The sequence below is a fragment of the Stutzerimonas urumqiensis genome (assembly GCF_003640395.1).
Taxonomy (GTDB): domain Bacteria; phylum Pseudomonadota; class Gammaproteobacteria; order Pseudomonadales; family Pseudomonadaceae; genus Stutzerimonas; species Stutzerimonas urumqiensis.
This window is the reverse complement of sequence record NZ_RBZQ01000004.1, coordinates 297253-320834: the sequence shown is the minus strand read 5'-3', so window position 1 is coordinate 320834 and position 23582 is coordinate 297253. Positions and strand designations below refer to the sequence as shown.

The window sequence follows — 23582 nt, the reverse complement described above, 5'->3', positions numbered from 1 at the left end:
ACTACCTTTTAGCGGACACTAGGACCGATGAACCGGCTCTCGGCGTCATCTTCGATGGAAGGGTCGTCCACGGATTGCACATGGAACATGATCTCGTTGGTGCTCGACGGGAGCTTCTCATGCGGAATCGACAGTTCGACCGTCAGCGAGACCTGCTCACCGGCCGCGGCCGTGACTTCGCTGTCTCCGTCATACCTCAAGCCCTCGAGCCCCGACGCCTCGACCACGAAGGTCTGCGGGTGCTGGGCCTTGTTGGCGATCTTCAGCGCATACACGTTTTCGACGTGGCCTTCGGCATTCTCGCGGAACAGAACGCGATCCTTGGACACGTCCAGCTGAACCAGCGGACGGGCGATCACGGCATAGGTGAACAGCGTGATCATGGCGATCAGCGCAATGGCATAGCCGATCAGGCGAGGGCGCACGAGGTGCGTTTTCTGGCCCGACAGATTGTGTTCGGTCGTGTAGCTGATCAGGCCGCGCGGATAGCCCATCTTGTCCATGATGGTGTCGCAGGCGTCGATACAGGCGGCGCAACCGATGCATTCGACCTGCAATCCGTCACGGATGTCGATCCCCGTCGGGCAGACCTGGACGCACATGGTGCAGTCGATGCAGTCGCCCATGCCGAGGGCCTTGTAATCCGCATCCTTCTTGCGCGGGCCACGACGCTCGCCGCGCCGGGGATCGTAGGAGACGATCAGCGTGTCCTTGTCGAACATGACGCTCTGGAATCGCGCATAGGGGCACATGTAGATGCACACCTGCTCGCGCAGATAGCCCGCATTCCCGTAGGTCGCCAGGGTGAAGAAGCCGATCCAGAACGCCGCCCAGCCGCCGATTTCGAGCGTCAGGAAGTCGGGCACCAGCTCACGGATCGGTGTGAAGTAGCCGACGAAGGTGATGGCCGTCACCAGCGACACGCCGAGCCAGATTGCATGCTTGGCGGCCTTGCGGCCGAACTTGTTCGCGCTCATCGGCTGCTTGTCGAGCTTCATCCGCTGGTTGCGGTCGCCCTCGGTGACTTTCTCGGCCCACATGAACACCCAGGTGAACACGCTCTGCGGACAGGTGTAGCCGCACCATACGCGCCCGGCGAACACGGTGATGAAGAACAGGCCGAACGCCGCGATGATCAGCAGGGCGGAGAGAAGGATGAAGTCCTGCGGCCAATAGGTCGCGCCGAAGATATAGAACTTACGCTCGGGCAGGTTCCACCAGACGGCCTGGCGGCCGTCCCAGTTCAGCCAGACGGTGCCGAAGAACAGCAGGAAGAGTGTTGCGCCACCAACGCGACGGAGGTTGCGATAGAGGCCGGAAAAGGCGCGCGTGTAGATCTTTTCGCGCTTGGCATAGAGGTCGACGCTTTCCACCTTGGCGGGGGGCGTGACGTCTCTAACGGGGATCTGTTGGGTCATGCAGGCGTACCACGGCTTGAGTTTGCGCCCCGGCTGGTACGTTGCCGACCGGGGTCTGAATACCTAGCGGTATGGTACGCCTGCATCAGGGGTGGCGGGTGCGACAGTAGGTCGCGCGCCAACCTTGACTTACTCCGTTTCTTCCTTGTGCGAAAGGCTGTAGACGTACGCCGCGAGCAGGTGGACCTTGTCGTTGCCAAGCATCTCTTCCTGTGCCGGCATGCGGCCGTTGCGGCCATAACGCAGGGTCTGCTGGACCTGGCCGAAGCTCGAACCATAGAGCCAGGTGCGATCGGTCAGGTTCGGTGCGCCCATTGCCTGGGTGCCTTTGGCTTCCGGGCCGTGGCAGACGGCGCAGTTGGTCGCGAAGATCTCCTTGCCCTTGGCCAGATCGATCTCGACGCCTTCCGGGTTCTTCAGGCCCGAGAGACTACGCACGTAGCCGGCAACGTTGCGGATGCCTTCTTCGCCGATCACGTCGCGCCATGCCGGCATCGTCGCCTGACGGCCGCCGAGGATGGTGGTCTTGATCGTTTCGGCTTCGCCGCCCCAGAGCCAGTCGTTGTCGGTCAGATTCGGGAAGCCATAGGCGCCCTTGGCATCCGAGCCGTGGCAGACCGAGCAATTCGAAGCGAACAGGCGACCGCCCATCTTCAGTGCCTGCGGGTCCTGTGCGACTTGTTCGATCGGCATCGCTGCGTATTTTTCGAACAGCGGGCCGTACTGGGCCTCGGCCTGCGCCATTTCCTTTTCCCACTGGTGAACGCCGGTCCAGCCGCTCTTGCCGTCGGCGAACGCGAGGTCGGCCTCCGAGTCGAGCTGCTCATAGCCCGGCAGGATGCCGCGCCAGTTGCCCAGCCCCGGATAGAGAACCAGATAGCCGAGGGCGAAGACGATGGTCGCCACGAAGAGCATGAACCACCACTTCGGCAGCGGGTTGTCATATTCCTCGATGCCGTCGAAGGCGTGACCGACGGTTTCTTCGGTCGATTCGGCGCGCTGACCCTTGCGCGTCGCCATGATCAGCCAGATCAGCGCAGCGATCGTGCCGAGGGTCAGCAGGGTGATGTACCAGTTCCAAAAGGTGGTCATTCGCTTTTACTCCGGGAAGCGTCTTCGTCGCCGCGCTTTTGCTCGTGAGGCTCATCCGCGAACGGCAGGTTGGCCGCTTCGTCGAAGCTCTTCTTGCGTTTGCTGTTGTAGGCCCACAGGACGACGCCGATGAATGCGACGAAGACCAGAATGGTGCCGAGGCCACGAAGGGTTCCGATATCCATGGTGAGTTACCGTTTGTTCTTCAGGGCCAGGCCCAGGCTCTGCAGGTAGGCGACGAGCGCGTCCATCTCGGTCTTGCCTTCGACGGCTTCGCGGGCGCCTGCGATGTCTTCCTCGGTATAGGGAACGCCGAGGGCCTGCATCGCCTGCATCTTCTGCGCGGTGTGCTTGCCGTCGAGGCGGTTCTCGACGAGCCAGGGGTAGCTCGGCATCTTCGACTCGGGGACGACGTTGCGCGGGTTGTACAGGTGGGCGCGGTGCCAATCATCGGAGTAGCGACCGCCGACGCGGGCCAGGTCCGGGCCGGTGCGCTTGGAGCCCCAGAGGAAGGGGTGATCCCAGACGCTTTCGCCGGCGACGGAGTAGTGGCCGTAGCGCTCGGTTTCGGCGCGGAACGGACGGACCATCTGCGAATGGCAGCCGACGCAGCCTTCGCGGATATAGATGTCGCGGCCTTCCAGTTGCAGCGCGGTGTAGGGCTTCATGCCTTCGACCGGCGTGTTGGTCACGTCCTGGAAGAACAGCGGAACGATCTGGACCAGGCCGCCGATGCTGACGGCCAGGACCATGAACAACGCCAGCAGGCCAACGTTCTTTTCTACCTTCTCGTGTTGCTTCACTTCGAATGCTCCTTAGGCCATCTGCGCGGCGGCTTCATATTCGGCCGGCTTGGCGACGCGCACGGTGCGCCAGGTGTTGTAGGCCATCAGCAGCATGCCGCTAGCGAAGAACGCGCCACCGATGAAGCGGATGATGAAACCCGGATGGCTGGCCTCGAGCGCTTCGACGAAGGAGTAGGTGAGGGTGCCGTCTTCGTTGACCGCGCGCCACATCAGACCCTGGGTGATGCCGTTGACCCACATGGAGGCGATGTAGAGCACGGTGCCGATGGTCGCCAGCCAGAAGTGAGCGTTGATCAGGCCGATGCTGTGCATCTGCGGACGGCCATACACCTTGGGAATCAGGTGATAGAGCGAACCGATGGAGATCATCGCGACCCAGCCGAGGGCGCCGGCGTGTACGTGGCCGATGGTCCAGTCGGTGTAATGCGACAGGGCGTTGACCGTCTTGATCGCCATCATCGGGCCTTCGAAGGTCGACATGCCGTAGAAGGCCAGCGAGACGACGAGGAAGCGCAGAATCGGGTCGGTGCGCAATTTATGCCAGGCGCCCGAGAGGGTCATCATGCCGTTGATCATGCCGCCCCAGCTCGGCGCCAGCAGGATGATCGACATCGCCATGCCCAGCGACTGCGCCCAGTCCGGCAGCGCGGTGTAGTGCAGGTGGTGCGGGCCGGCCCAGATGTACACGGTGATCAGCGCCCAGAAGTGCACGATCGACAGGCGATACGAGTAGATCGGACGCTCGGCCTGCTTCGGCACGAAGTAGTACATCATCCCGAGGAAGCCGGCGGTCAGGAAGAAGCCCACCGCGTTGTGGCCGTACCACCACTGCACCATCGCGTCGGTAGCGCCCGCATAGATGGAGTAGGACTTGAATGCGGTGACCGGGATTTCTAGGTTGTTGACGATGTGCAACAGCGCGACGGTCAGGATGAAGCCGCCGAAGAACCAGTTGCCGACATAGATGTGCTTGACCTTGCGCTTGGCGATGGTGCCGAAGAACACCAGGGCATAGCTGACCCAGACGATGGCGATCAGGATGTCGATCGGCCACTCCAGTTCGGCGTACTCCTTGGTGGAAGTGAAGCCTTGCGGAAGCGTGATTACGGCCAGCACGAGCACCGCTTGCCATCCCCAGAAGGTGAAGCTGGCGAGCGAGTCGGAGATGATCCGCGCCTGTGAGGTGCGCTGCACCACGTAATAGGAGGTTGCGAACAGGGCGCAGCCGCCGAAGGCGAAGACGACCAGGTTGGTGTGCAGAGGACGCAGGCGGCCGAAGCTCGTCCACGGCAGGTCGAAGTTCAGTTCAGGCCACACGAGTTGTGCGGCGATGAACACACCCATCCCCATCCCGATGATTCCCCATACCACCGTCATGATGGCGAACTGGCGAACCACCTTGTAGTTATAAGCAGTCTGACTGATTGCTGTGCTCATGCTGGGTTCCACGGTTAATGGCATTACAAGGCAAAAAACGGCGGCAAGTATGGAGAAGAGAGGGGGTCAATGCAACGCGCCCACCGGCCGCTCCAGGCCACGGAAACCCTGTCGTAGCGCGTGTTCCGTACCGATGACAGGGTCGAAGGCGTGCCAGGCCGGCAGCCCGAAGAATGGCGTTCGCCTTGTGATTCTGCGGGTGGTCGGCGAGTGCAGGGCCAAGCTTAGGAAGATGGTGCAGAAGGGAGAAGAGGCGTCGGTCGGCAGGTCTGCGACATAGCGTCGCAGCATGACCGAAGTCAATGGCGGCACGAGTGTACCGCCATCGCGCGGGTCAGTGTTTGACCGGTTATGGCTGTTTGTGTGACAGGCTGTAAACGTAGGCGGCGAGCACGTGGATCTTGTCGCTGCCCAGGTAATCCTGCTGCGCCGGCATCTGTCCGTTGCGACCATGACGGATGGTCTGTTGCAGCTGGCCGAGGCTCGATCCATAGATCCAGCCGTCCGGGCGCGTCAGGTTCGGCGCGCCCATCAGCGCCATGCCTTCACCGTTCTGGCCATGGCAGGCGGCGCAGTTGGTGGCATAAAGCTGCTTGCCGGCTTCGCGATCGCCCTTGCTGCCTTCGGCGAGCGGCAGTTGTGCGAGGTCATGCCGCACGTAGCTGGCGACGTCCTGAACGCCTTGCTCGCCAATCACCGGTAGCCAGGCCGGCATCCCGGCGATCCGGCCACTTTCGATCGTCGTCTTGATGGCGGCCGGCTCGCCGCCCCAGCGCCAGTGCGCATCGGTCAGATCGGGAAAGCCAAGTGCGCCCTTGGCGTCGGAACCGTGGCAGATGCCGCAGTGGTTGGCGAATAGCCGACCGCCCATCTTCAGCGCCTCAGGATCCTGAGCGACCTGCTCGACGGACATGGACGAGTATTTGGCGAAGATCGGCCCGTATTGCGCATTGGCCAGATCGACCTCGCGCTGCCATTGCTTGTCCTGCGTCCAGCCGCCGTCGTACCCCGGCAACATACCCCGCCAGTTGCCGAGGCCAGGGTAGAGGACGAGGTAGCCCAGGCCGAATACCAGCGTGCCGACGAACAACATGAACCACCACTTCGGCAGTGGGTTGTCGTATTCCTCGATGCCGTCGAACGAATGTCCGAGGGTTTGCTCGGTTGTGTCCGAGCGCTGACCCCGGCGTGTGGCGAAAACCAGCCAGAACAGCGCGGCGATGGTCCCCAGGGTCAGCAGGGTGATGTACCCGCTCCAGAAAGTGCTCATATCTGCTCCACGACGGCCCGATGCAGGGCCTTCCGCATGGGTGATCGACCGGCCGCGAACGCGGCCGCTGCTATCAACGTTTGTTCTTCAGGGCCAGGCCCAGGCTCTGCAGGTAGGCGACGAGCGCGTCCATCTCGGTCTTGCCTTCGACGGCTTCGCGGGCGCCTGCGATGTCTTCCTCGGTGTAGGGAACGCCGAGGGCCTGCATCGCCTGCATCTTCTGCGCGGTGTTCTTGCCGTCGAGGCGGTTCTCGACGAGCCAGGGGTAGCTCGGCATCTTCGACTCGGGGACGACGTTGCGCGGGTTGTACAGGTGGGCGCGGTGCCAATCATCGGAGTAGCGACCGCCGACGCGGGCCAGGTCCGGGCCGGTGCGCTTGGAGCCCCAGAGGAAGGGGTGATCCCAGACGCTTTCGCCGGCGACCGAGTAGTGACCGTAGCGCTCGGTCTCGGCGCGGAACGGACGGACCATCTGTGAATGGCAGCCGACGCAGCCTTCGCGGATATAAATGTCGCGGCCTTCCAGCTGTAGTGCGGTGTAGGGCTTCATGCCTTCGACCGGCGTGTTGGTCACGTCCTGGAAGAACAGCGGAACGATCTGGACCAGGCCGCCGATGCTGACGGCCAGCGTCATGAACAGCGCGAGCAGGCCAACGTTCTTTTCTACTTTCTCGTGTTGCTTCATTTTTGAGTCCTCACGCCATCTGCGCGGCGGCGACAACTTCGGCCGGCTTGGCCGCGCGTACGGTGCGCCAGGTGTTGTAGGCCATGACCAGCATGCCGCTGAAGAAAATCGCCCCGCCGATCACGCGCACCACGAAGCCCGGATGGCTGGCGACCAGTGACTCGACGAAGGAATAGGTCAGGGTGCCGTCGGCGTTGACCGCACGCCACATCAGGCCCTGGGTGATGCCGTTGACCCACATGGAGGCGATGTAGAGCACGGTGCCGATGGTCGCCAGCCAGAAGTGGGTGTTGATCAGGCCGATGCTGTGCATCTGCTCGCGTCCGAACACTTTCGGGATCAGGTGATAGAGCGAGCCGATCGACACCATGGCCACCCAGCCGAGGGCGCCGGCGTGTACGTGGCCGATGGTCCAGTCGGTGTAGTGGGAGAGGGCGTTGACCGTCTTGATCGCCATCATCGGGCCTTCGAAGGTCGACATGCCGTAGAAGGCCAGCGATACGACCAAGAAGCGCAGGATCGGGTCGGTGCGCAATTTATGCCAGGCGCCCGAGAGGGTCATCATGCCGTTGATCATGCCGCCCCAGCTCGGCGCCAGCAGAATCACCGACATCACCATGCCCAGCGATTGCGCCCAATCCGGCAGCGCGGTGTAGTGCAGGTGGTGCGGGCCGGCCCAGATGTACACGGCGATCAGCGCCCAGAAGTGCACGATCGACAGGCGATAGGAATACACCGGCCGCTCGGCCTGCTTGGGCACGAAGTAATACATCATTCCGAGGAAGCCGGCGGTCAGAAAGAAGCCCACCGCGTTGTGGCCGTACCACCACTGCACCATCGCGTCGGTCGCACCGGCATACAGCGAGTAGGACTTGAACGCCGTGACCGGGATTTCCAGGTTATTGATGATGTGCAACAGCGCGACGGTCAGGATGAAGCCGCCGAAAAACCAGTTGCCGACATAGATGTGCTTGACCTTGCGGGTCGCCAGCGTGCCGAAGAAGACGATGGCGTAGCTGACCCAGACGATGGCGATCAGGATGTCGATCGGCCATTCCAGTTCGGCGTATTCCTTGGTCGTCGTCAGGCCGAGCGGCAGGGTGATCGCCGCGAGGACGATGACCAGCTGCCAGCCCCAGAACGTGAACGCGACCAGCGGACCGCCGAACAGCGGCGCCTGGGACGTGCGCTGGACTGCGTAGTAGGAGGTCGCGAACAATGCGCAACCGCCGAACGCGAAGATGACCGCGTTGGTGTGCAGCGGGCGCAGGCGGCCGAAGCTCGTCCAGGGCAGGTCGAAGTTGAGTTCCGGCCACGCCAGTTGCGCGGCGATGAAAACGCCGAGCCCCATCCCGACGATTCCCCACACCACCGTCATGATGGCGAATTGGCGGACCACCTTGTAGTTATAGGCGGTACTGGTTGCTGTGTTCATGTATGGGCTTCCATCCACGGTTGTGAGAGTGCTTACAGATGAAGCGGGGCAAGCATGGGGAAAGCGTTTTTGTGCGGTATTGATCGGGATCAATTCCAGCCCGGCGCGGCGCCGGGGTGCGGCATCGTGGACAACCCGGCGGGTGAGCCCTGGGCGAGCCTGGTCCTGGCGCATGGTGCGGGCGCGCCGATGGACAGTCCGTTCATGCAGGCGACGGCAGCGCGACTGGCCGCGCGAGGCATACAGGTGCTGCGCTTCGAGTTCGGCTATATGGCGGCCCGGCGCGAGGATGGCCGTCGGCGACCCCCGAGCCCGCAAGGACAGCTACTCGATGAATGGCGCGAGGCGCTGGCGCAGGCCCGGAAGGTCGCGGCCGCACCGGTTGCGATCGGTGGCAAGTCGATGGGTGGACGCATGGCGAGCCTGTTGGCGGACGAGGCGAAGCCGCTGGCGCTGGTCTGCCTCGGCTACCCGTTCCACCCCGCCGGCAAGCCGGAAAAGCCCCGTGTCGCACACCTGGAACGGCTGGCGACGCCGACGTTGATCGTGCAGGGCGAACGCGACGCCCTTGGCGGTCGCGAACAAGTCGAGCGCTATTCGCTCGCTCCGGCGATTCAGCTGGCGTGGCTGGAAGCCGCCGATCATGACCTCAAGCCGCTGGTCCGTTCAGGACACACCGCCGAAGGCCACCTCGATCGCTGCGCCGAGCGGGTGGCCGCATTCCTGCGCGAGCAGGTCGCCGCTCGCTCGCCGTCTACGTCCTGAGCGAGGGTTCAGCGATTGAAGCGCTCGACCAGGCGGCACTGTTCCAGCGCCGTGCCTGCCAGGCCTTCGCTCACGCCTGCGGTCTGACGCGCATCGGCCGAGGTGCTCTCGGCCAGGCCGGCGATGGTCGACACGTTCTGGCTGATCTCGTCGGCCACCGCACTCTGCTCTTCGGCGGCCGAGGCGATCTGCTCGGCCATGCTGGCGATGTGAGCCACCGCTTCGCTGATCCCGCTCAGGGCCTGGTCCGCCAGCACGACCTGCTCGAGTCCCGCTTCGGCCTGCTGGCGGCCCTGTTCGGTGGTCGACACGGCGGCGCGAGCCTGCTGTTGCAGCTTGTCCACCAACTGGTTGATCTGGCCGGTCGATTCGGTGGTGCGCTGGGCCAGCAACCTGACTTCATCGGCCACCACGGCGAAGCCGCGACCGCTTTCCCCGGCGCGTGCCGCCTCGATGGCCGCGTTCAGCGCCAACAGGTTGGTCTGCTCGGCGATGCCGCGAATCGCGTCCACCACGCTGCTGATCGACATGCTGTCGCTGGCGAGCTGGTCGACCGCTTCGCCTGCCGCGTCCACGGAGCGGGACAAGCGCTCGATCGCCTTGCGCGTCTCGCTGGCCACGGCTCGACCCTGATCGGCCAGGCCGCTGGCTTGCTGCGTTGCGCTGGCGGTGCGAGCGACGTTGCTGGCGACATCCTGGGTGGAGGCGGCCATCTGGTTGACCGCCGCGGCGATCTGGTCCGTTTCGCGCCGCTGGCGATCCAGCCCGCTGGCGCAATTCTTCGCCAGTTCGCTGGCCTGGTTGGCCTGGGTCTGCACGTGCACCGCGCTGTCCAGCAGGCGGGTCATGCAGGTCGCCAGGTGGGCCTGCTGACTCAGCATGGCCAGCTCCAGGCGCGCTTCGACGCCTCGGCTATCGGTGTACATGCGGGCGATGAGTTCATCGCTGGTGGCCTGTTCCGCCAGTGCCATCAAGCGCTTGAGCCCCCGCTGTTGCCAGCTCAGACCGGCCAGCCCCAGCGGCACGGACAGCAGCGCGGCAAGCAGGAAGCCCCAGTGATGCCCGTAGAAGACGCCGACACCGAAGCCGATCTGGCTCACCAGAATGAACGGCAGCCACTTGATCAGGACGGGAACGAGCCTGTCCCGGCGCGGCACGGCCGGCTTGCCGGCGTTGAGCCGCGTGTACAGGGCCTGTGCCCTCGTGACGTGCTCGGCGGTGGGTTTGGTACGTACCGACTCATAGCCGATCACCCGTCGGTTCTCGTCCATCACCGGCGTGACATAGGCATTGACCCAGTAGTGATCGCCATTCTTGCGGCGATTCTTGACGATACCCATCCAGGGTTTGCCGGCCTTGAGCGTCGTCCACATGTGCAGGAATACGGCAGGCGGTACGTCGGGATGGCGCACGAGGTTGTGGGGCGCGCGAATCAGTTCCTCGCGTTGGTAACCGCTGACCTCGGCGAAGTGATCGTTGCAATAGGTGATCTGGCCCTTCAGATCGGTGGCCGAGATCAGGCGCTGGTGGTCGGGGAAGGTGTATTCGCGCTGGGTGACAGGCTGATTGTTTCGCATCGACGACTCGCAGAAGGCTTGGACAGTGCCGCATGGGCAGCATGTCGGCCACAAGCCCGCAGGCTTGATGCAAGACGTTCGTTCAGGGCGAGAGGGTGACGAACGGCGCACCGCTTTAACCCATCTGCAACCTTGGCGCCTTAGGTTGGTGCTCATACCGCTCGAGGCAGCCGATGCCGCAGGAGAGCAGGTGCTGCTTAAGCCCCGGATGACGGGCTTCGGCGCGAAGATCGCAAGGCTGGCACCGTCTTTGCTGTCTTAGCTTGCAGGATCAGGAGCACCAGGACGCCAGGATCGCATCGCTCGAAGGACCGAGCCGGCAGGAGGCCATGTCAGGGACGATTCGGACGGCAGGATGCCGTATCCCGACGGAGGCCGGGCCGTGTAGGGAGGGAACGCCGCGAGGTGAATGACGGAGCGTTGGTCGCGGTGGCGAGAGGGAGCTTCCTTCAGGGCGAAGGCGGAGAGGAACCCACAGGGATGTCGGTGGGCGGCGGGGCGCCGATCTACCAATCGGTCGTTGACGGGCAGGACGCTCGTCAGCGGCCGATCCTTATTGCCTGCATATCACTGAAATCCCACCCGTTTTCTCGCCGGTCATTGCCAAGCTAGCGCTCGTTACGTTCAGACAGCCTCGAGCAGGTCTGACTGGCCTGCTGCACTCGGCCGGGCCAAGGTGTCTGTTTTCTCCCTGGCCCGACCATCGCTCGCTACCGTGCTAGCTGCCGATCAACTGGCGCAATACGTAGTGCAGAATGCCGCCGGCCTTGAAGTACTCGACCTCGTTCAGGGTGTCGATGCGGCACAACACCTGGAAGCTGGCGCAACTGCCGTCCTGCCGTTCGATTTCGACGGTGAGCAACTGGCGTGGCTTGATGTCGGCGGAGAGTCCGAGGATGGACAGCCGCTCGGTACCATCGAGCCCCAGCGTGTGGCGGTTCTGATCCCCCACGAACTGCAACGCCAGCACACCCATGCCGATGAGGTTCGACCGGTGAATCCGTTCGAAGCTCTCCGCGATCACGGCCTTCACGCCGAGCAGGTTGGTTCCCTTCGCTGCCCAGTCGCGGCTCGAGCCGGTGCCATATTCCTTGCCCGCGACGACCACCAGCGGGATGCCTTCGGCCTGGTAGCGCATGGCCGCGTCGTAAAGCGAGAGTTTCTCGCCGCCGGGCTGGTAGAGGGTGTTGCCACCTTCTTCGCCACCGAGCATTTCATTCTTGATGCGGATGTTGGCGAAGGTGCCGCGCATCATCACTTCATGGTTGCCGCGGCGCGATCCGTAGGAGTTGAAGTCCTCCGGCTTTACGCCGAGCTGCTGCAAGTAGAGCCCGGCGGGCGAGCTGGCCTTGATGTTGCCGGCCGGCGAGATGTGGTCGGTGGTGATGGAGTCTCCAAACAGCGCCAGGATCCGGGCGTTCTCGATGTCCTTCGGCGCCGGTGCCGGCTCGCCGATGCCTTCGAAGAACGGCGGGTTCTGCACATAGCTGGAATCGGCATTCCAGGCGTAGGTGTTGCCGGCCGACACCGGTATCTGCTGCCAGCTCGGCTCGCCGGTGAACACATCGGCGTAGCGCTGGCGGAACATCTGGCCATCGATCCTGGCCACCGCCTCGTTGACCTCGGCGCTGCTCGGCCAGATGTCGCGCAGGTACACCGGCCGGTTGGCGTCGTCATAGCCGAGCGGGTCGCGGCTCATGTCGATCCGGGTGGTGCCGGCGAGGGCGAAGGCCACCACCAGCGGCGGCGAGGCGAGCCAGTTGGCTTTGACCAGTGGGTGCACGCGCCCTTCGAAGTTGCGGTTGCCGGAAAGCACCGAGCAGACGACGAGGTCGTTCTCGGCCACTGCCGTACCGACCGCCTCAGGCAGCGGCCCGGAGTTGCCGATGCAGGTGGTGCAGCCGTAGCCGACGAGCTGGAAGCCCAGTTGGTCGAGGTAGGGTGTCAGGCCAGCACGCTCGAGGTAGTCGGTGACCACCTTGGAGCCGGGTGCCAGTGATGACTTCACCCAGGGCTGGCGCTTGAGTCCGCGCTCGATGGCCTTCTTCGCCACCAGGCCGGCGGCCATCAGGACGTTCGGGTTGGAGGTGTTGGTGCAGGAGGTGATCGCCGCGATGACGACGGCGCCGTGCTTGAGCTTGAAGTCTTCTCCGGCAACGTCGAACGGCGTGTCCGCCTGGTTCTTCTTGCCGCCGGTTTCGAGCAAAAGGTCGAATGCCGAGCCGATGGTGTCGAGCGAAACCCGGTCCTGCGGGCGCTTGGGACCGGCCAGCGAAGGCACCACGTCGGCGAGGTCGAGCTCGAGCGAGGCGGTGAACACCGGGTCCGGCGAGTCGGTATCGCGCCACATGCCCTGCGCCTTGCAATAGGCCTCGACGAGCTGAATGCGGGCCTCGTCGCGCCCGGTCAGGCGCAGGTAATCGATGGTGATCTGGTCGACCGGGAAGAAGCCGCAGGTGGCACCGTATTCCGGCGCCATGTTGCCGATGGTCGCGCGGTCGGCCAGCGGCAGGTTGTCCAGCCCAGGCCCATAGAACTCGACGAACTTGCCGACCACGCCGTGCTTGCGCAGCATCTGGGTCACCGTCAGCACCAGATCGGTGGCGGTGACGCCTTCGTTGAGACGCCCGGTCAGGCGAAATCCGACCACTTCTGGAATCAGCATCGACACCGGCTGGCCGAGCATCGCGGCTTCGGCCTCGATGCCGCCCACGCCCCAGCCGAGCACGCCCAGGCCGTTGATCATGGTGGTGTGCGAATCGGTGCCGACCAGGGTGTCGGGGTAGGCGTAGGTTTCGCCGTTCTCTTCGCGCGTCCAGACGACCTGGCCCAGGTATTCGAGGTTGACCTGATGGCAGATGCCGGTGCCCGGCGGCACCACGCGGAAGTTGTCGAAGGCCTGCTGGCCCCAGCGCAAAAATTCGTAGCGCTCGCCGTTGCGCTCCATCTCGATGCGCACGTTTTCCTCGAAAGCGTTCGCGTCGCCGAAGCGGTCGACCATCACCGAGTGATCGATGACCAGGTCGACGGGCGACAGCGGATTGATCTTCTGCGGGTCGGCACCCGCGCGCGCCACGGCGTCGCGCATGGCGGCGAGGTCGACGACCGCCGGCACGCCGGTGAAATCCTGCATGAGGACGCGGGCGGGGCGGTACTGGATCTCGCGCTCGGAGCTGCGTGTCTTGAGCCACACCGCCAGCGAGGTGAAGTCGTCCGGCTGGACCGTGACGCCGTCTTCCCAGCGCAGCAGGTTCTCCAGCAGCACCTTCAGTGAAACGGGCAGGCGGCTGATGTCGCCGAGCGACCGGGCAGCGTCCGGCAAACTGAAATAGTGGTAGGTCTGGCCGGCAACCTCCAGGCTGCGGCGGCAATTGAGGCTATCCAGGGAGGGCATTGCTCATCTCCTCGTACCCGCACGGTCGGGTTGGCTGGTTCGCAGAGTCAAAAAATAGCCCTGCGGGAAGGGTTTCGCCATTTCACTGGACCGGGCGCGATGCGGTGGGGTTCCCCCTCGGCTATCATGCGCCGCCTCGCGCCGGCTGCTGTGGTAGGCGTGCAACGGCGTATCGGAGACGAGCGATGGACACTCTGCTGCTGCACTGCCGACCCGGTTTCGAGAACGAAGTCTGCGCTGAAATCAACGACCTGGCCGCCGAGCTGGGCGTATCGGGCTATGCCAGGGCGAAGCCGAACAGCGCCTATGCGCAGTTCGTCTGCGGCACGCCCGAGGAGGCCTGGCGATTGGTGCGCACGCTGGAGTTCTCACGCCTGATCTTCATCCGGCAGTGGGCGGCCGGCGGCTTCATCGCGTTACCCGAGGGAGATCGCCTCGGCGCGATCGAGCAGAGCCTCGACGGTGCGCCAGTGGCCGGCAGCCTGTGGCTCGAAGTGTTCGACACCAACGAGGGCAAGGCCTTGTCGACCTTCTGCCGCAAGTTCGAAGGGCCGCTGCGCAAGGCATTGATCCGGCAGGGCCGTTTGAAGGAGGGCACCGCCGGGCCGCGCCTGCTGCTGTCATTCGTCAGCGGACGCGAGGTGTTCGTCGGCCTCGCCCCGGCGGACAACAGCGCGCTCTGGCCGATGGGCATCCCTCGCCTGAAGTTTCCCCGCGAAGCGCCCAGTCGCTCCACCCTCAAGCTCGAGGAAGCCTGGCACCACTTTCTGCCGCGCGCCGAATGGGACGCCCGACTGGCGCCGGGCATGACCGCGGTCGATCTCGGCGCCTCGCCCGGTGGCTGGACCTGGCAGCTGGTCAACCGGCACATGAAGGTCAGCGCGGTCGACAACGGGCCGATGAACGAGCAGCTGATGGATTCGGGATTGGTGGATCACGTACGGGCGGACGGATTTGCCTTTCGACCGCGCCGTCCGGTCGACTGGATGGTGTGCGACATCGTCGAAAAGCCCGCCCGCAATGCCGCGCTGATGGAGGCCTGGATCGGCGAGGGACTGTGCCGCGAGGCGGTGGTCAACCTCAAGCTGCCGATGAAGCAGCGTTATGCCGAAGTCCGCCGCCTGCTCGCGCGGGTGGAAGAGGGCCTGCAAGCGCGCGGGCTGCGCGTGACGCTGGGCTGCAAGCAGCTGTATCACGACCGCGAGGAAGTGACCTGCCACCTGCGCCGCCTTTAAGCCGGTGACCTTGCCGGCACTCTGCGCGACAATGCCGTCCTGTTCTGGAGCCCCGTATGACCCACTCTATCGATGCACCCGCCGACGCGTTGTTGGACGCCAGCGGCCTGAACTGCCCCGAACCGGTGATGATGCTGCACAACAAGGTCCGCGATCTGCACGGCGGCGCGTTGCTCAAGGTCGTCGCAACGGACCCGTCCACGCAGCGCGACATCCCCAAGTTCTGCGTTTTTCTCGGCCATGAACTGGTCGGGCAGGCTGAGGACGCCGGCCGCTATCTTTACTGGATTCGCAAGAAGGCCGACTGACGCGTCGGCCATCCATCAAGTCGGCCGGACGCGCTTGAGCGTCTCGGCGATCATGAACGCCAGTTCCAGCGACTGATCGGCATTGAGCCGCGGATCGCAGTGCGTGTGGTAGCGATCGCTCAGGCCGTCTTCAGTGATCGGCCGCGAGCCGCCAATGCACTCGGTGACGTTCTGCCCGGTCATCTCGATATGGATGCCGCCCGGGTAGCTGCCCTCCGCACGATGCACCTCGAAGAATTGCCGAACCTCGGCAAGGATGCGCTCGAAGTCGCGCGTCTTGTAGCCGCTCGAGGCCTTCATGGTGTTGCCATGCATCGGGTCGGAACTCCACAGGACCTGCCGGCCCTCCGCCTGCACGGCCCGCACGAGACGCGGTAGTCCCGCCTCGACCTTGTCCGCGCCCATCCGCACGATCAGGTTCAGGCGGCCCGGGTCGTTGTCCGGGTTGAGGATGTCGATCAGGCGGATCAGGTCGTCGGTGTCCATGCTCGGGCCGACCTTGACCCCGATGGGATTGCCGACGCCGCGCAGGAACTCGACGTGCGCGCCATCGACCTGACGGGTGCGGTCGCCGATCCACAGCATGTGCGCCGAGCAGTCGTACCAGCCGCCGGTCAGGCTGTCCTGGCGGACGAAGGCCTGCTCGTAGTTCAGCAGCAGCGCCTCATGGGCGGTGAAGAAGCTGGTCTCGCGCAGCTGCGGCGCATCATCCAGGCCGCAGGCGCGCATGAAGGCGAGCGTCTGGTCGATGCGATCGGCGAGCTGGTGGTACTTCTCCGACAGCGCCGAGCTGGCGATGAAGTCGAGGTTCCATTTGTGCACCTGGTGCAGGTCGGCGAAGCCGCCGCCGGCAAAGGCGCGCAGCAGGTTGAGGCTTGCCGTCGACTGGTGATAGGCCTGCATCAGACGCTCGGGGTCGGGCACCCGGCTGCGCTCATCGAAATCGATGCCGTTGACGATGTCGCCGCGATAGGCCGGCAGCGACAGCCCGTCGATCGTCTCCATGCCGGCGCTGCGCGGCTTGGCGAACTGGCCGGCCATGCGGCCGACCTTCACCACCGGGCAGCCGGCCGCGAAGGTCATGACGACCGCCATCTGCAGCAGCACCTTGAAGGTGTCGCGAATCTTCGGCGCGGAAAATTCGGCGAAGCTTTCGGCGCAGTCGCCCCCCTGCAACAGGAATGCGCGCCCCTGGGTGACTTCGGCGAACTGGCTGCGCAACGCCCGGGCTTCACCCGCGAACACCAGCGGCGGCAGGCTGGCGAGGGTCGCTTCGACCTTCGCGAGGTGAGCGCTGTCAGGGTATTCGGGCTGTTGCTGGATCGGCTTGGATCTCCAGCTGGTCGGGCTCCAGGGCGGATTCATCGGGCAGTTCCATCGTGCATGAGAGAGCGGCGATGGTACTCCATGACCGCCTGCCGCGCTGATAGCCAGGCTATATGGCGCTGTTAAGATGCGGCCACTTCTGTGGGGGGGGGCACGATGGTGGACGAAGAACGGCTGCTGGCCGAGGTACGGGACGACTATGGCGTCGTTCGCGTCGTGGAAGTCGGTGACTATCGGTTCCTCGAGTTCGGCGAGGGTATCGAGCAAAGCTGCGTCTTCACCGCCGACCCGGCGTGGCTCGAATACGACTACACCCGCGCGATGCTGGTCGGCGCCCTCTGTCATTCGGCCCCGGAGACCGCGCTCTTCCTGGGGCTCGGCGCGGGCACGCTGACCCAGGCCTGCCTGCGCTTCCTGCCGCTGGAGGATGTCGAAGCCATCGAGCTGCGGCCGGCGGTGGTCGAGCTCGCCAGTCGCTGCCTGGGGCTCGGCGACGATCCGCGGCTCTATGTTCGGGTGGGCGATGCGAACGCACTGCTCGACAGCGCGGAGCAGGCCGATCTGGTATTCGTCGACCTGTATACCGACGTCGGTCCGGCGCCGGCGCACCTGGCGTGGCGTTTTCTCGAGCGATGCCAGGCGAGGCTGGCCGAGGACGGCTGGCTGGTCATCAACCAGTGGGCATCCGCGGATGGCAGGCCCCTGGGAGCGGCCCTGCTTCGCGGGCTGTTCCATCGGCATTACTGGGAGATACCGGTGAAGGAGGGCAACGTCATCCTGCTGGTGCCGGGTTCGCTGGAACAGACGCTTGACCTCGATGGCCTGCGTACCCGCGCGGCGCGCCTGGCGCCGATGCTCGGTTACTCGCTCGATTCGCTGATCGAGGCGATACGGCCGCCGAGCTGATCGTCGGCAGAATGTGACGCAGAGCAAAAGGCTGACCCAAAAGGCAAATCTTCATGTATAGTGCGCGCCGGCCAAAACGGCCCGTTCAAGTTGCACTTTTACGAAGCACCCGCTTCGGCTGCAGTCCGCGTGCGGACTATCCTTGACGTTTCATCATTTCTTGTATCTTTCGCAAAGCCGGCGACCGGGCTGCCAGGGTGACCTTCGGGTCTTGCATGGCATGCGCAGCCTTGGATCTTGGGTCTTTGCGGATGCATCAGAGGCAGATCCCATGACCCAGGAACTCGGCACTTTCGCCGCGCTCGGCATTCATCCTTCCGTGCTCGCCGCCATCTCGGCGGTCGGTTACGAAGAACCTTCACCCATCCAGGCACAAGCCATTCCGGTAATCCTCGGCGGTCACGACATGATCGGCCAGGCCCAGACCGGAACCGGCAAGACCGCGGCCTTCGCGCTGCCGATACTTTCGATGATCGATCCGGCCCGGCGCGAGCCGCAGGCGTTGATCCTCGCCCCGACGCGCGAGCTGGCGCTGCAGGTCGCCACGGCCTTCGAATCCTATTCGGCGCAGATGCCGGAACTGAGCGTCGTCGCCATCTATGGCGGTGCCCCGATGGGCCCGCAGCTCAAGGCGATCCGCCAGGGCGCGCAAGTCATCGTCGCCACCCCGGGGCGCCTCGTCGACCACCTGAGCCGCAACGGCGGCCTGCTGTCGACCATCCGCTTCATGGTGCTCGACGAAGCCGACGAGATGCTCAAGCTCGGCTTCATGGATGACCTGGAGGTCATCTTCGAGGCGATGCCGGAGACGCGCCAGAGCGTCCTGTTCTCGGCCACGCTGCCGCACTCGATCCGGGCGATTGCCGAGAAGCACCTTCGCGAACCGAAGCACATCAAGATCGCCGCCAAGACGCAGACGGTCGCCAAGATCGAGCAGGCGCACCTGATGGTGCATGCCGACCAGAAGATCCCGGCGATCCTGCGTTTGCTCGAGGTCGAAGAGTTCGATGCGCTGATCGCCTTCGTTCGCACCAAGCAGGCGACGCTCGACCTGGCGGCCGCGCTGGAAGCCAAGGGCTACAAGGCCGCCGCCCTCAACGGCGACATCGCGCAGAACCAACGCGAGCGCGTGATCGAATCGCTCAAGGACGGGCGCCTGGACATCGTCGTGGCCACTGACGTGGCGGCTCGCGGCATCGACGTGCCGCGCATCACCCACGTAGTGAACGTGGACATGCCGTATGACCCGGAGTCCTACGTCCACCGCATTGGCCGTACGGGCCGGGCCGGTCGTGAAGGTCGCGCGCTGCTGCTGGTCACGCCGCGCGAGCGGCGCATGCTGCAGGTCATCGAGCGTGTCACGGGGCAGAAGGTCGCCGAGGTACGCCTGCCGACGCCGCAACAAATCCTCGACGCCCGCCTGCGCAAGCTGACCGCCAGCCTCGCACCGTTGGCGGCCGAGGCGGAGCAGAGCCATGGTGAGCTGTTCGACAAGCTGATCGCCGATATCGGCTGCAGCCCACGCGCGCTGGCCGCTGCCTTGCTGCGCAAAGCCACGAACGATCAGGCGCTGACCCTGGCGCAGATCGAGAAGGATCAACCGCTGGTGCCGACCGGCGGCGGTGCGCCTCGCGAGCGTTCGGAGCGAAGCGAGCGCGGTGGTGATCGCGACCGTGAACGCCGCGCGCCGATGCCGCTTGCCGAGGGCCGCGTGCGTTGCCGTACCGCACTCGGTGCGCGCGATGGCATCGCTGCGCGGAACCTGCTGGGCGCCATCCTCAACGAAGGCGGGCTGGCACGCGAGGCGATTGGCCGCATCCAGGTTCGCGAAAGCTTCAGCCTCGTCGAACTGCCAGAAGACGGTCTCGATCGCCTGCTCGGCAAGCTCAAGGACACCCGTGTCGGCGGCAAGCAACTGAAGCTGCGTCGCTACCGGGAAGACTGACCGCCGGTGGCGCGCCTTGAATGCGCGCGCTGCGGGCGGCCTGTACGTCTGTGCCTGTGCGCGCTCATTCCCTCGCTTGACAACCGGACCCGGGTGTTGCTCCTGCAGCATCCGGACGAGACTCGCCATGCGCTCAATACGGGGCGCTTCGTGTCACTGGGTTTGTGCAAGGCCGACCTCTGGGTGGGCGAAACCTTCCCGGCGCTGGCAGAACTGATCGCCGAGCATCGCGCCTTGTTGCTCTTTCCGGGCGCCGCGGCAATCTCCACTACCGATCTGGCAATCGATCATCAAGACGATGCAAAGGAGCGGTTGCTGATCGTGCCCGACGGGACCTGGAAGAAGGCACGCAAGCTGCTTTATCTCAATCCCGTGCTCGAGGGGCTGCCGCGAGTCGTGGTGCCGGACGGGCCGCCGGGTCGCTATCGCTTGCGCAAGGCGCCGTCGACGCAGGCGTTATCCACGATCGAGGCGGTCGTTCGAACGCTGAATGCCCTCGAACCGCCGGCTTCGTTCGATGAATTGCTGGCCCCCTTCGAGGCATTGATAGCGTCCCAGATCGCCGAGATGGGCGAGGCGACCTACCAGCGCAACTATTCCGGTCGCGAATCCTGACGCGGCCGCATGGGCAGCGTCTTCTGCTTGAGCAGGTACAGGGTCACCAGTACCGCACTGGTGAGCATGCCGGCGCGAGCCCAGAACAGCGGTACCAGCCAGCACGAGATACCGATGCTGATCCACATGGTCACGATCGCGTAGATCTTTCCCCTCAACGGAATGCCGTTGCCCTCGAGGTAGTCCCGCAGCCAGCGGCCCAGCCAGGGATGGTTGACCAGCCAGTCATAGAAGCGCCTCGAACTGCGAACGAAGCAGGCTGCGGCCAGCAGCAGGAAGGGTGTGGTGGGTACGACCGGCAGGAAAATGCCGATGACGCCCAGCGCCACGGCAAGCCAGCCGATCGCCAGTACCGCATAGCGCAGAAGCGGATTGCGAAAGCGAGGCTGGTCGCCGTGCGCCATTGGCGAGTCAGTGACGCCGCGGCTTCAGCAGGGCTGGCTTTTCTTCGGGGGCGTGGCAGATCAGGTACAGCGCGGTCAGCACCTCGGGAATCTGGCCGACCATCTCGTCGACCAACTCGCTGTCGTCGGCGATGTCGGCGAATTCCTGCTGCTCATCGAACAGCCCCGATCCGACCATGATCGGCAGGAGCAGCTCGCTGACTTCGTCCTCGGCGTCTTCGAACCAGGCGGCCTCGCGCAGGAACACGCCTTCCATGAAGCCGATGCACCAGCCCCTGAGATCGGAATCGTCCGGCTCGCTGCCCATGTCGAGATCGCACGGCAGCTCCATGTCCTCGTCGCTGGCCAGTTGCCGGGCGATATGCGCCTTGAGCTGGATCAGCGTGGCTTCGATCGCGTCACGCTCGGTGTCGTCGCGGTAATGCGGCGGCTCGGCGAAGAGGGCGTCGATCCATTCACGCTCCGGCACCTCCTGCGGACAGATGCACAGGGCCGTGAGGTAACCGTGCGCGGCGATGTAGTCGAGCGCTTCTTCGTGCAGATCATCGGCATCGAGAAACACTTGCAGGCGGGCGAGTTGCTCGGCGAAAGACATCGGGGGCTACCTGGGAGGAGAAACGACGTCGGATTCTAGTTCACACCGCCCGCCACGGCTACCGCGGGCTTTTGCCGCCGGAAGGTCCGCCTGACGATTGCGGATCAGGTGGCGGGCGGGCTCACGTATACTGCGCGCCTCGTTTTCGGAGATTCGCATGCTCGACCAAGCGCTACGCACCCTGAAAGACGTCTTTGGCTACGACGCATTCCGCGGCAACCAGGCGGCGATCATCGAGCGAGTCGCAGCGGGGGGCGACGCCCTGGTGCTGATGCCGACCGGCGGCGGCAAGTCCCTGTGCTATCAGGTCCCGGCGCTGCTGCGCGATGGGCTGGCCGTGGTGGTCTCGCCGCTGATCGCGCTCATGGATGACCAGGTCGCGACGCTCGACGAACTCGGCGTGGAGGCGGTTGCGCTCAATTCCAGCCAGTCGGCCGACGAACAGCGGCAGATCGCCGAGCGGTTGCGGGCCGGACAGATCAAGCTTCTCTACCTCGCGCCCGAGCGCCTCGTGCAGCCCCGCATGCTGGCCTTCCTGCAGTCGCTTCGGGTCGGGCTGTTCGCCATTGACGAGGCCCATTGCGTGTCGCAATGGGGACACGACTTTCGCCCGGAATACCTCCAGCTTGGCCAGCTCGCCGAACTCTTTCCGGGCGTACCGCGCGTTGCGTTGACCGCGACGGCCGATCGCCGGACCCGTGAAGAAATCGTGCAGCGCCTGCGCCTGGAGGCGGCGGAGCGGTTTCTCTCCAGCTTCGACCGGCCGAACATCTTCTACCGGATCGTCCCGAAGGATCAGCCGCGCAAGCAGTTGCTCGGATTCCTCGCCGAGCGGCGGGCAGACGCCGGCATCGTTTACTGCATGTCGCGCAAGAAAGTCGACGACACCGCCGCGTTCCTCAGCGAGCAGGGCTTTCCGGCGCTGCCGTATCACGCGGGACTATCGAGCGAGTTGCGCAGCTACCACCAGCGCCGCTTCCTCAACGAGGAGGGCTTGATCATGGTGGCGACCATCGCGTTCGGCATGGGTATCGACAAGCCCAATGTGCGGTTCGTCGCCCATCTGGACCTGCCCAAGTCGCTCGAAGCCTATTACCAGGAGACGGGTCGTGCCGGGCGCGACGGCCTGCCGGCCGACGCCTGGATGGCCTACGGGCTCCAGGACGTCGTGTTTCTCAAGCAGATGCTCGCCAGCTCCGAGGGCGATGAGCGACACAAGCGCGTCGAACAGCACAAGCTCGAGGCGATGCTGGCACTCTGCGAGGAGACGCGCTGTCGGCGGCAGGCCCTTCTGGCCTACTTCGACGAGGAACTCGCGCAACCTTGCGGTCACTGCGACAACTGCGTGGATGGCGTGCAGACCTGGGATGCGACCGAGGCCGCTCGCCAGGCGCTGTCGGCGATCTACCGCAGCGGCCAGCGCTACGGCGTCGGGCATCTCGTCGACATCCTGCTCGGGCGGGACAACGAGAAAATTCGCAGCCCCGGCCATCAGCATCTGAGCGTATTCGGCATCGGCAAGCAGCGCTCCGAAGCCGAATGGCGTTCTATCTTTCGCCAGCTCGTGGCGCGCGGCTTGGCCGACATCGATCTGGACGGCTACGGCGGGCTGCGCCTGACCGATGCCTGCCGGCCGTTGCTGCGCGGCGAAACCCAGTTGGCGCTAAGGCGCGAGACGGTCAAGGCGCCGAAGCCGGCGAGCAGCAACGCCAGCCAGCTGGTGCGCGCCGAGGAACGCGAGCAATGGGAGGCGTTGCGCACGCTGCGCCGCAAGCTGGCCGAGGAGCATGGCGTACCGCCGTATGTGATCTTTCCCGATGCCACCTTGCTAGAGATGCTGCGCAGCCGGCCTTCCACGCTCTCGGACATGGCCCAGGTCAGCGGCGTCGGGGCGCGCAAGCTGGAGCGCTACGGGGAGGCTTTCCTCGCCGTGCTGGCCGGTTCGGGCGTGAGCGTTACCGAACCGGCCGGCGATGTGCGGCATGAGCTCATCAGCCTCGCACGCGCCGGGATGACGCCGGCGCAAATCGCGCAACAGCTCAAGTGCAGTGAGAAGAACGTCTACGCGATGCTGGCCGAGGCGATTGGCGCGCAGCAGCTTTCGCTCGATCAGGCGCTGGACCTGCCACCGGATCTGCTCATGGATATCCAGGACGCCTTCCTCGAGGGCGATGGCGAGCTGCCTTCTGTCGCCGATGTCGCGGGCCGTTTCGGCAAGGTGCCGGTTGGCGTGCTGCACTGCATTCGCGCCGCGCTCGAGCTTGAATTCCAGGCATGACATGCCTTGAAGCGTTTTCCCTGGCCGCTGCGCTTGTGCAGCGGCTGGACTATGCTTAGTTTCCTAATAATAAGCATCACCCTGGAATCCT

General features: G+C 64.7%; 20 protein-coding genes. 7 read left to right on the top strand and 13 right to left on the bottom strand.

The annotated features are described in order from the left end of the window. Positions 1 to 8 precede the first annotated feature (8 nt). The 8 genes from ccoG to ccoN (D7325_RS09790) all read right to left on the bottom strand — a co-directional run bounded on the left by ccoG (position 9) and on the right by ccoN (D7325_RS09790) (position 8143). Positions 9 to 1418 (bottom strand): cytochrome c oxidase accessory protein CcoG, encoded by a 1410-nt coding sequence (gene ccoG, locus D7325_RS09825; protein ID WP_120995378.1) that lies wholly within the window; start codon positions 1416 to 1418, stop codon positions 9 to 11. 129 nt (positions 1419 to 1547) lie between these two features. Next, positions 1548 to 2510, bottom strand: coding sequence for a cytochrome-c oxidase, cbb3-type subunit III (gene ccoP / locus D7325_RS09820; protein ID WP_120995377.1), 963 nt, complete (start codon positions 2508 to 2510; stop codon positions 1548 to 1550). Beyond that, on the bottom strand, positions 2507 to 2695 hold the full coding sequence (locus tag D7325_RS09815) for a cbb3-type cytochrome oxidase subunit 3 (protein ID WP_120995376.1): 189 nt from the start codon (positions 2693 to 2695) through the stop codon (positions 2507 to 2509). The genes ccoP (D7325_RS09820) and D7325_RS09815 overlap by 4 nt, the downstream gene beginning before the upstream one ends. 6 nt (positions 2696 to 2701) lie before the next feature. Beyond that, on the bottom strand, positions 2702 to 3313 hold the full coding sequence (gene ccoO / locus D7325_RS09810) for a cytochrome-c oxidase, cbb3-type subunit II (protein ID WP_120995375.1): 612 nt from the start codon (positions 3311 to 3313) through the stop codon (positions 2702 to 2704). Positions 3314 to 3325: 12 nt separating this feature from the next. After that, positions 3326 to 4753 carry a cytochrome-c oxidase, cbb3-type subunit I gene (gene ccoN / locus D7325_RS09805; protein ID WP_120995374.1) on the bottom strand — a complete coding sequence of 476 codons (1428 nt, stop codon included), beginning with the start codon at positions 4751 to 4753 and terminating at the stop codon, positions 3326 to 3328. A 349-nt stretch (positions 4754 to 5102) separates the two neighbouring features. After that, positions 5103 to 6023, bottom strand: a complete 921-nt coding sequence (ccoP, locus tag D7325_RS09800) for a cytochrome-c oxidase, cbb3-type subunit III (protein ID WP_120995373.1) — start codon at positions 6021 to 6023, stop codon at positions 5103 to 5105. A 73-nt stretch (positions 6024 to 6096) separates the two neighbouring features. Continuing rightward, a complete protein-coding gene (gene ccoO / locus D7325_RS09795) occupies positions 6097 to 6708 on the bottom strand; it encodes a cytochrome-c oxidase, cbb3-type subunit II (RefSeq protein ID WP_120995372.1) in 612 nt (203 codons plus the stop codon). Between the two features lie 10 nt (positions 6709 to 6718). After that, complete coding sequence (gene ccoN, locus D7325_RS09790) at positions 6719 to 8143, bottom strand: cytochrome-c oxidase, cbb3-type subunit I (RefSeq protein ID WP_120995371.1); 1425 nt, start codon at positions 8141 to 8143, stop codon at positions 6719 to 6721. A gap of 54 nt (positions 8144 to 8197) precedes the next feature. Between ccoN (D7325_RS09790) and D7325_RS09785 the strand changes: the two genes are divergently transcribed. Further along, entirely contained in the window at positions 8198 to 8908 is a 711-nt protein-coding gene (locus tag D7325_RS09785; protein WP_120995370.1) for an alpha/beta family hydrolase, read from the top strand. Between the two features lie 8 nt (positions 8909 to 8916). On the opposite strand, the gene D7325_RS09780 is transcribed toward D7325_RS09785, so the two are convergent. After that, positions 8917 to 10485, bottom strand: a complete 1569-nt coding sequence (locus tag D7325_RS09780; protein ID WP_120995369.1) for a methyl-accepting chemotaxis protein — start codon at positions 10483 to 10485, stop codon at positions 8917 to 8919. 718 nt (positions 10486 to 11203) lie between these two features. Then, positions 11204 to 13879: an aconitate hydratase AcnA gene (gene acnA / locus D7325_RS09775; protein WP_120995368.1), complete on the bottom strand. Its 2676-nt coding sequence runs from the start codon at positions 13877 to 13879 to the stop codon at positions 11204 to 11206. A gap of 185 nt (positions 13880 to 14064) precedes the next feature. On the opposite strand from acnA, the gene rlmM reads away from it, so the two are divergent. Next, positions 14065 to 15114 carry a 23S rRNA (cytidine(2498)-2'-O)-methyltransferase RlmM gene (gene rlmM / locus D7325_RS09770; protein WP_120995367.1) on the top strand — a complete coding sequence of 350 codons (1050 nt, stop codon included), beginning with the start codon at positions 14065 to 14067 and terminating at the stop codon, positions 15112 to 15114. A gap of 56 nt (positions 15115 to 15170) precedes the next feature. Next, positions 15171 to 15422 carry a sulfurtransferase TusA gene (tusA, locus tag D7325_RS09765; RefSeq protein ID WP_120995366.1) on the top strand — a complete coding sequence of 84 codons (252 nt, stop codon included), beginning with the start codon at positions 15171 to 15173 and terminating at the stop codon, positions 15420 to 15422. Positions 15423 to 15437: 15 nt separating this feature from the next. Here tusA and D7325_RS09760 read toward each other — a convergent pair whose 3' ends face one another. Next, complete coding sequence (locus tag D7325_RS09760; RefSeq protein ID WP_120995365.1) at positions 15438 to 16787, bottom strand: class II 3-deoxy-7-phosphoheptulonate synthase; 1350 nt, start codon at positions 16785 to 16787, stop codon at positions 15438 to 15440. Positions 16788 to 16904: 117 nt separating this feature from the next. Here D7325_RS09760 and D7325_RS09755 point away from each other — a divergent pair, with 117 nt between their 5' ends. The 3 genes from D7325_RS09755 (at position 16905) to D7325_RS09745 (ending at position 20214) form a co-directional block, all read left to right on the top strand. Next, positions 16905 to 17654, top strand: coding sequence for a spermidine synthase (locus D7325_RS09755; protein WP_120995364.1), 750 nt, complete (start codon positions 16905 to 16907; stop codon positions 17652 to 17654). 271 nt (positions 17655 to 17925) lie between these two features. Continuing rightward, positions 17926 to 19599, top strand: a complete 1674-nt coding sequence (locus D7325_RS09750) for a DEAD/DEAH box helicase (protein ID WP_120995363.1) — start codon at positions 17926 to 17928, stop codon at positions 19597 to 19599. 6 nt (positions 19600 to 19605) lie between these two features. Further along, on the top strand, positions 19606 to 20214 hold the full coding sequence (locus tag D7325_RS09745; protein WP_120995362.1) for a tRNA-uridine aminocarboxypropyltransferase: 609 nt from the start codon (positions 19606 to 19608) through the stop codon (positions 20212 to 20214). Here the strand turns inward: D7325_RS09745 and D7325_RS09740 are convergent. Together D7325_RS09740 and D7325_RS09735 are read right to left on the bottom strand one after the other, a co-directional pair. Then, positions 20193 to 20618, bottom strand: a complete 426-nt coding sequence (locus D7325_RS09740; RefSeq protein WP_120995361.1) for a YbaN family protein — start codon at positions 20616 to 20618, stop codon at positions 20193 to 20195. The two genes, D7325_RS09745 and D7325_RS09740, sit on opposite strands and share 22 nt — an antisense overlap. Before the next feature lie 7 nt (positions 20619 to 20625). After that, entirely contained in the window at positions 20626 to 21213 is a 588-nt protein-coding gene (locus tag D7325_RS09735) for a UPF0149 family protein (protein ID WP_120995360.1), read from the bottom strand. A gap of 157 nt (positions 21214 to 21370) precedes the next feature. Between D7325_RS09735 and recQ the strand changes: the two genes are divergently transcribed. Further along, positions 21371 to 23491 carry a DNA helicase RecQ gene (gene recQ / locus D7325_RS09730; RefSeq protein ID WP_120995359.1) on the top strand — a complete coding sequence of 707 codons (2121 nt, stop codon included), beginning with the start codon at positions 21371 to 21373 and terminating at the stop codon, positions 23489 to 23491. The last annotated feature ends 91 nt before the right edge of the window (positions 23492 to 23582 follow it).

What these genes read in the sequence shown, in the direction of transcription:
- ccoG (WP_120995378.1), bottom strand. Translation starts at nt 1,418, where the DNA reads ATGACCCAACAGATCCCCGTTAGAGACGTCACGCCCCCCGCCAAGGTG.
- ccoP (WP_120995377.1), bottom strand. Translation starts at nt 2,510, where the DNA reads ATGACCACCTTTTGGAACTGGTACATCACCCTGCTGACCCTCGGCACG.
- D7325_RS09815 (WP_120995376.1), bottom strand. Translation starts at nt 2,695, where the DNA reads ATGGATATCGGAACCCTTCGTGGCCTCGGCACCATTCTGGTCTTCGTC.
- ccoN (WP_120995374.1), bottom strand. Translation starts at nt 4,753, where the DNA reads ATGAGCACAGCAATCAGTCAGACTGCTTATAACTACAAGGTGGTTCGC.
- ccoP (WP_120995373.1), bottom strand. Translation starts at nt 6,023, where the DNA reads ATGAGCACTTTCTGGAGCGGGTACATCACCCTGCTGACCCTGGGGACC.
- ccoO (WP_120995372.1), bottom strand. Translation starts at nt 6,708, where the DNA reads ATGAAGCAACACGAGAAAGTAGAAAAGAACGTTGGCCTGCTCGCGCTG.
- ccoN (WP_120995371.1), bottom strand. Translation starts at nt 8,143, where the DNA reads ATGAACACAGCAACCAGTACCGCCTATAACTACAAGGTGGTCCGCCAA.
- D7325_RS09785 (WP_120995370.1), top strand. Translation starts at nt 8,198, where the DNA reads ATGGGGAAAGCGTTTTTGTGCGGTATTGATCGGGATCAATTCCAGCCC.
- D7325_RS09780 (WP_120995369.1), bottom strand. Translation starts at nt 10,485, where the DNA reads ATGCGAAACAATCAGCCTGTCACCCAGCGCGAATACACCTTCCCCGAC.
- acnA (WP_120995368.1), bottom strand. Translation starts at nt 13,879, where the DNA reads ATGCCCTCCCTGGATAGCCTCAATTGCCGCCGCAGCCTGGAGGTTGCC.
- rlmM (WP_120995367.1), top strand. Translation starts at nt 14,065, where the DNA reads ATGGACACTCTGCTGCTGCACTGCCGACCCGGTTTCGAGAACGAAGTC.
- tusA (WP_120995366.1), top strand. Translation starts at nt 15,171, where the DNA reads ATGACCCACTCTATCGATGCACCCGCCGACGCGTTGTTGGACGCCAGC.
- D7325_RS09760 (WP_120995365.1), bottom strand. Translation starts at nt 16,787, where the DNA reads ATGAATCCGCCCTGGAGCCCGACCAGCTGGAGATCCAAGCCGATCCAG.
- D7325_RS09755 (WP_120995364.1), top strand. Translation starts at nt 16,905, where the DNA reads ATGGTGGACGAAGAACGGCTGCTGGCCGAGGTACGGGACGACTATGGC.
- D7325_RS09750 (WP_120995363.1), top strand. Translation starts at nt 17,926, where the DNA reads ATGACCCAGGAACTCGGCACTTTCGCCGCGCTCGGCATTCATCCTTCC.
- D7325_RS09740 (WP_120995361.1), bottom strand. Translation starts at nt 20,618, where the DNA reads ATGGCGCACGGCGACCAGCCTCGCTTTCGCAATCCGCTTCTGCGCTAT.
- D7325_RS09735 (WP_120995360.1), bottom strand. Translation starts at nt 21,213, where the DNA reads ATGTCTTTCGCCGAGCAACTCGCCCGCCTGCAAGTGTTTCTCGATGCC.
- recQ (WP_120995359.1), top strand. Translation starts at nt 21,371, where the DNA reads ATGCTCGACCAAGCGCTACGCACCCTGAAAGACGTCTTTGGCTACGAC.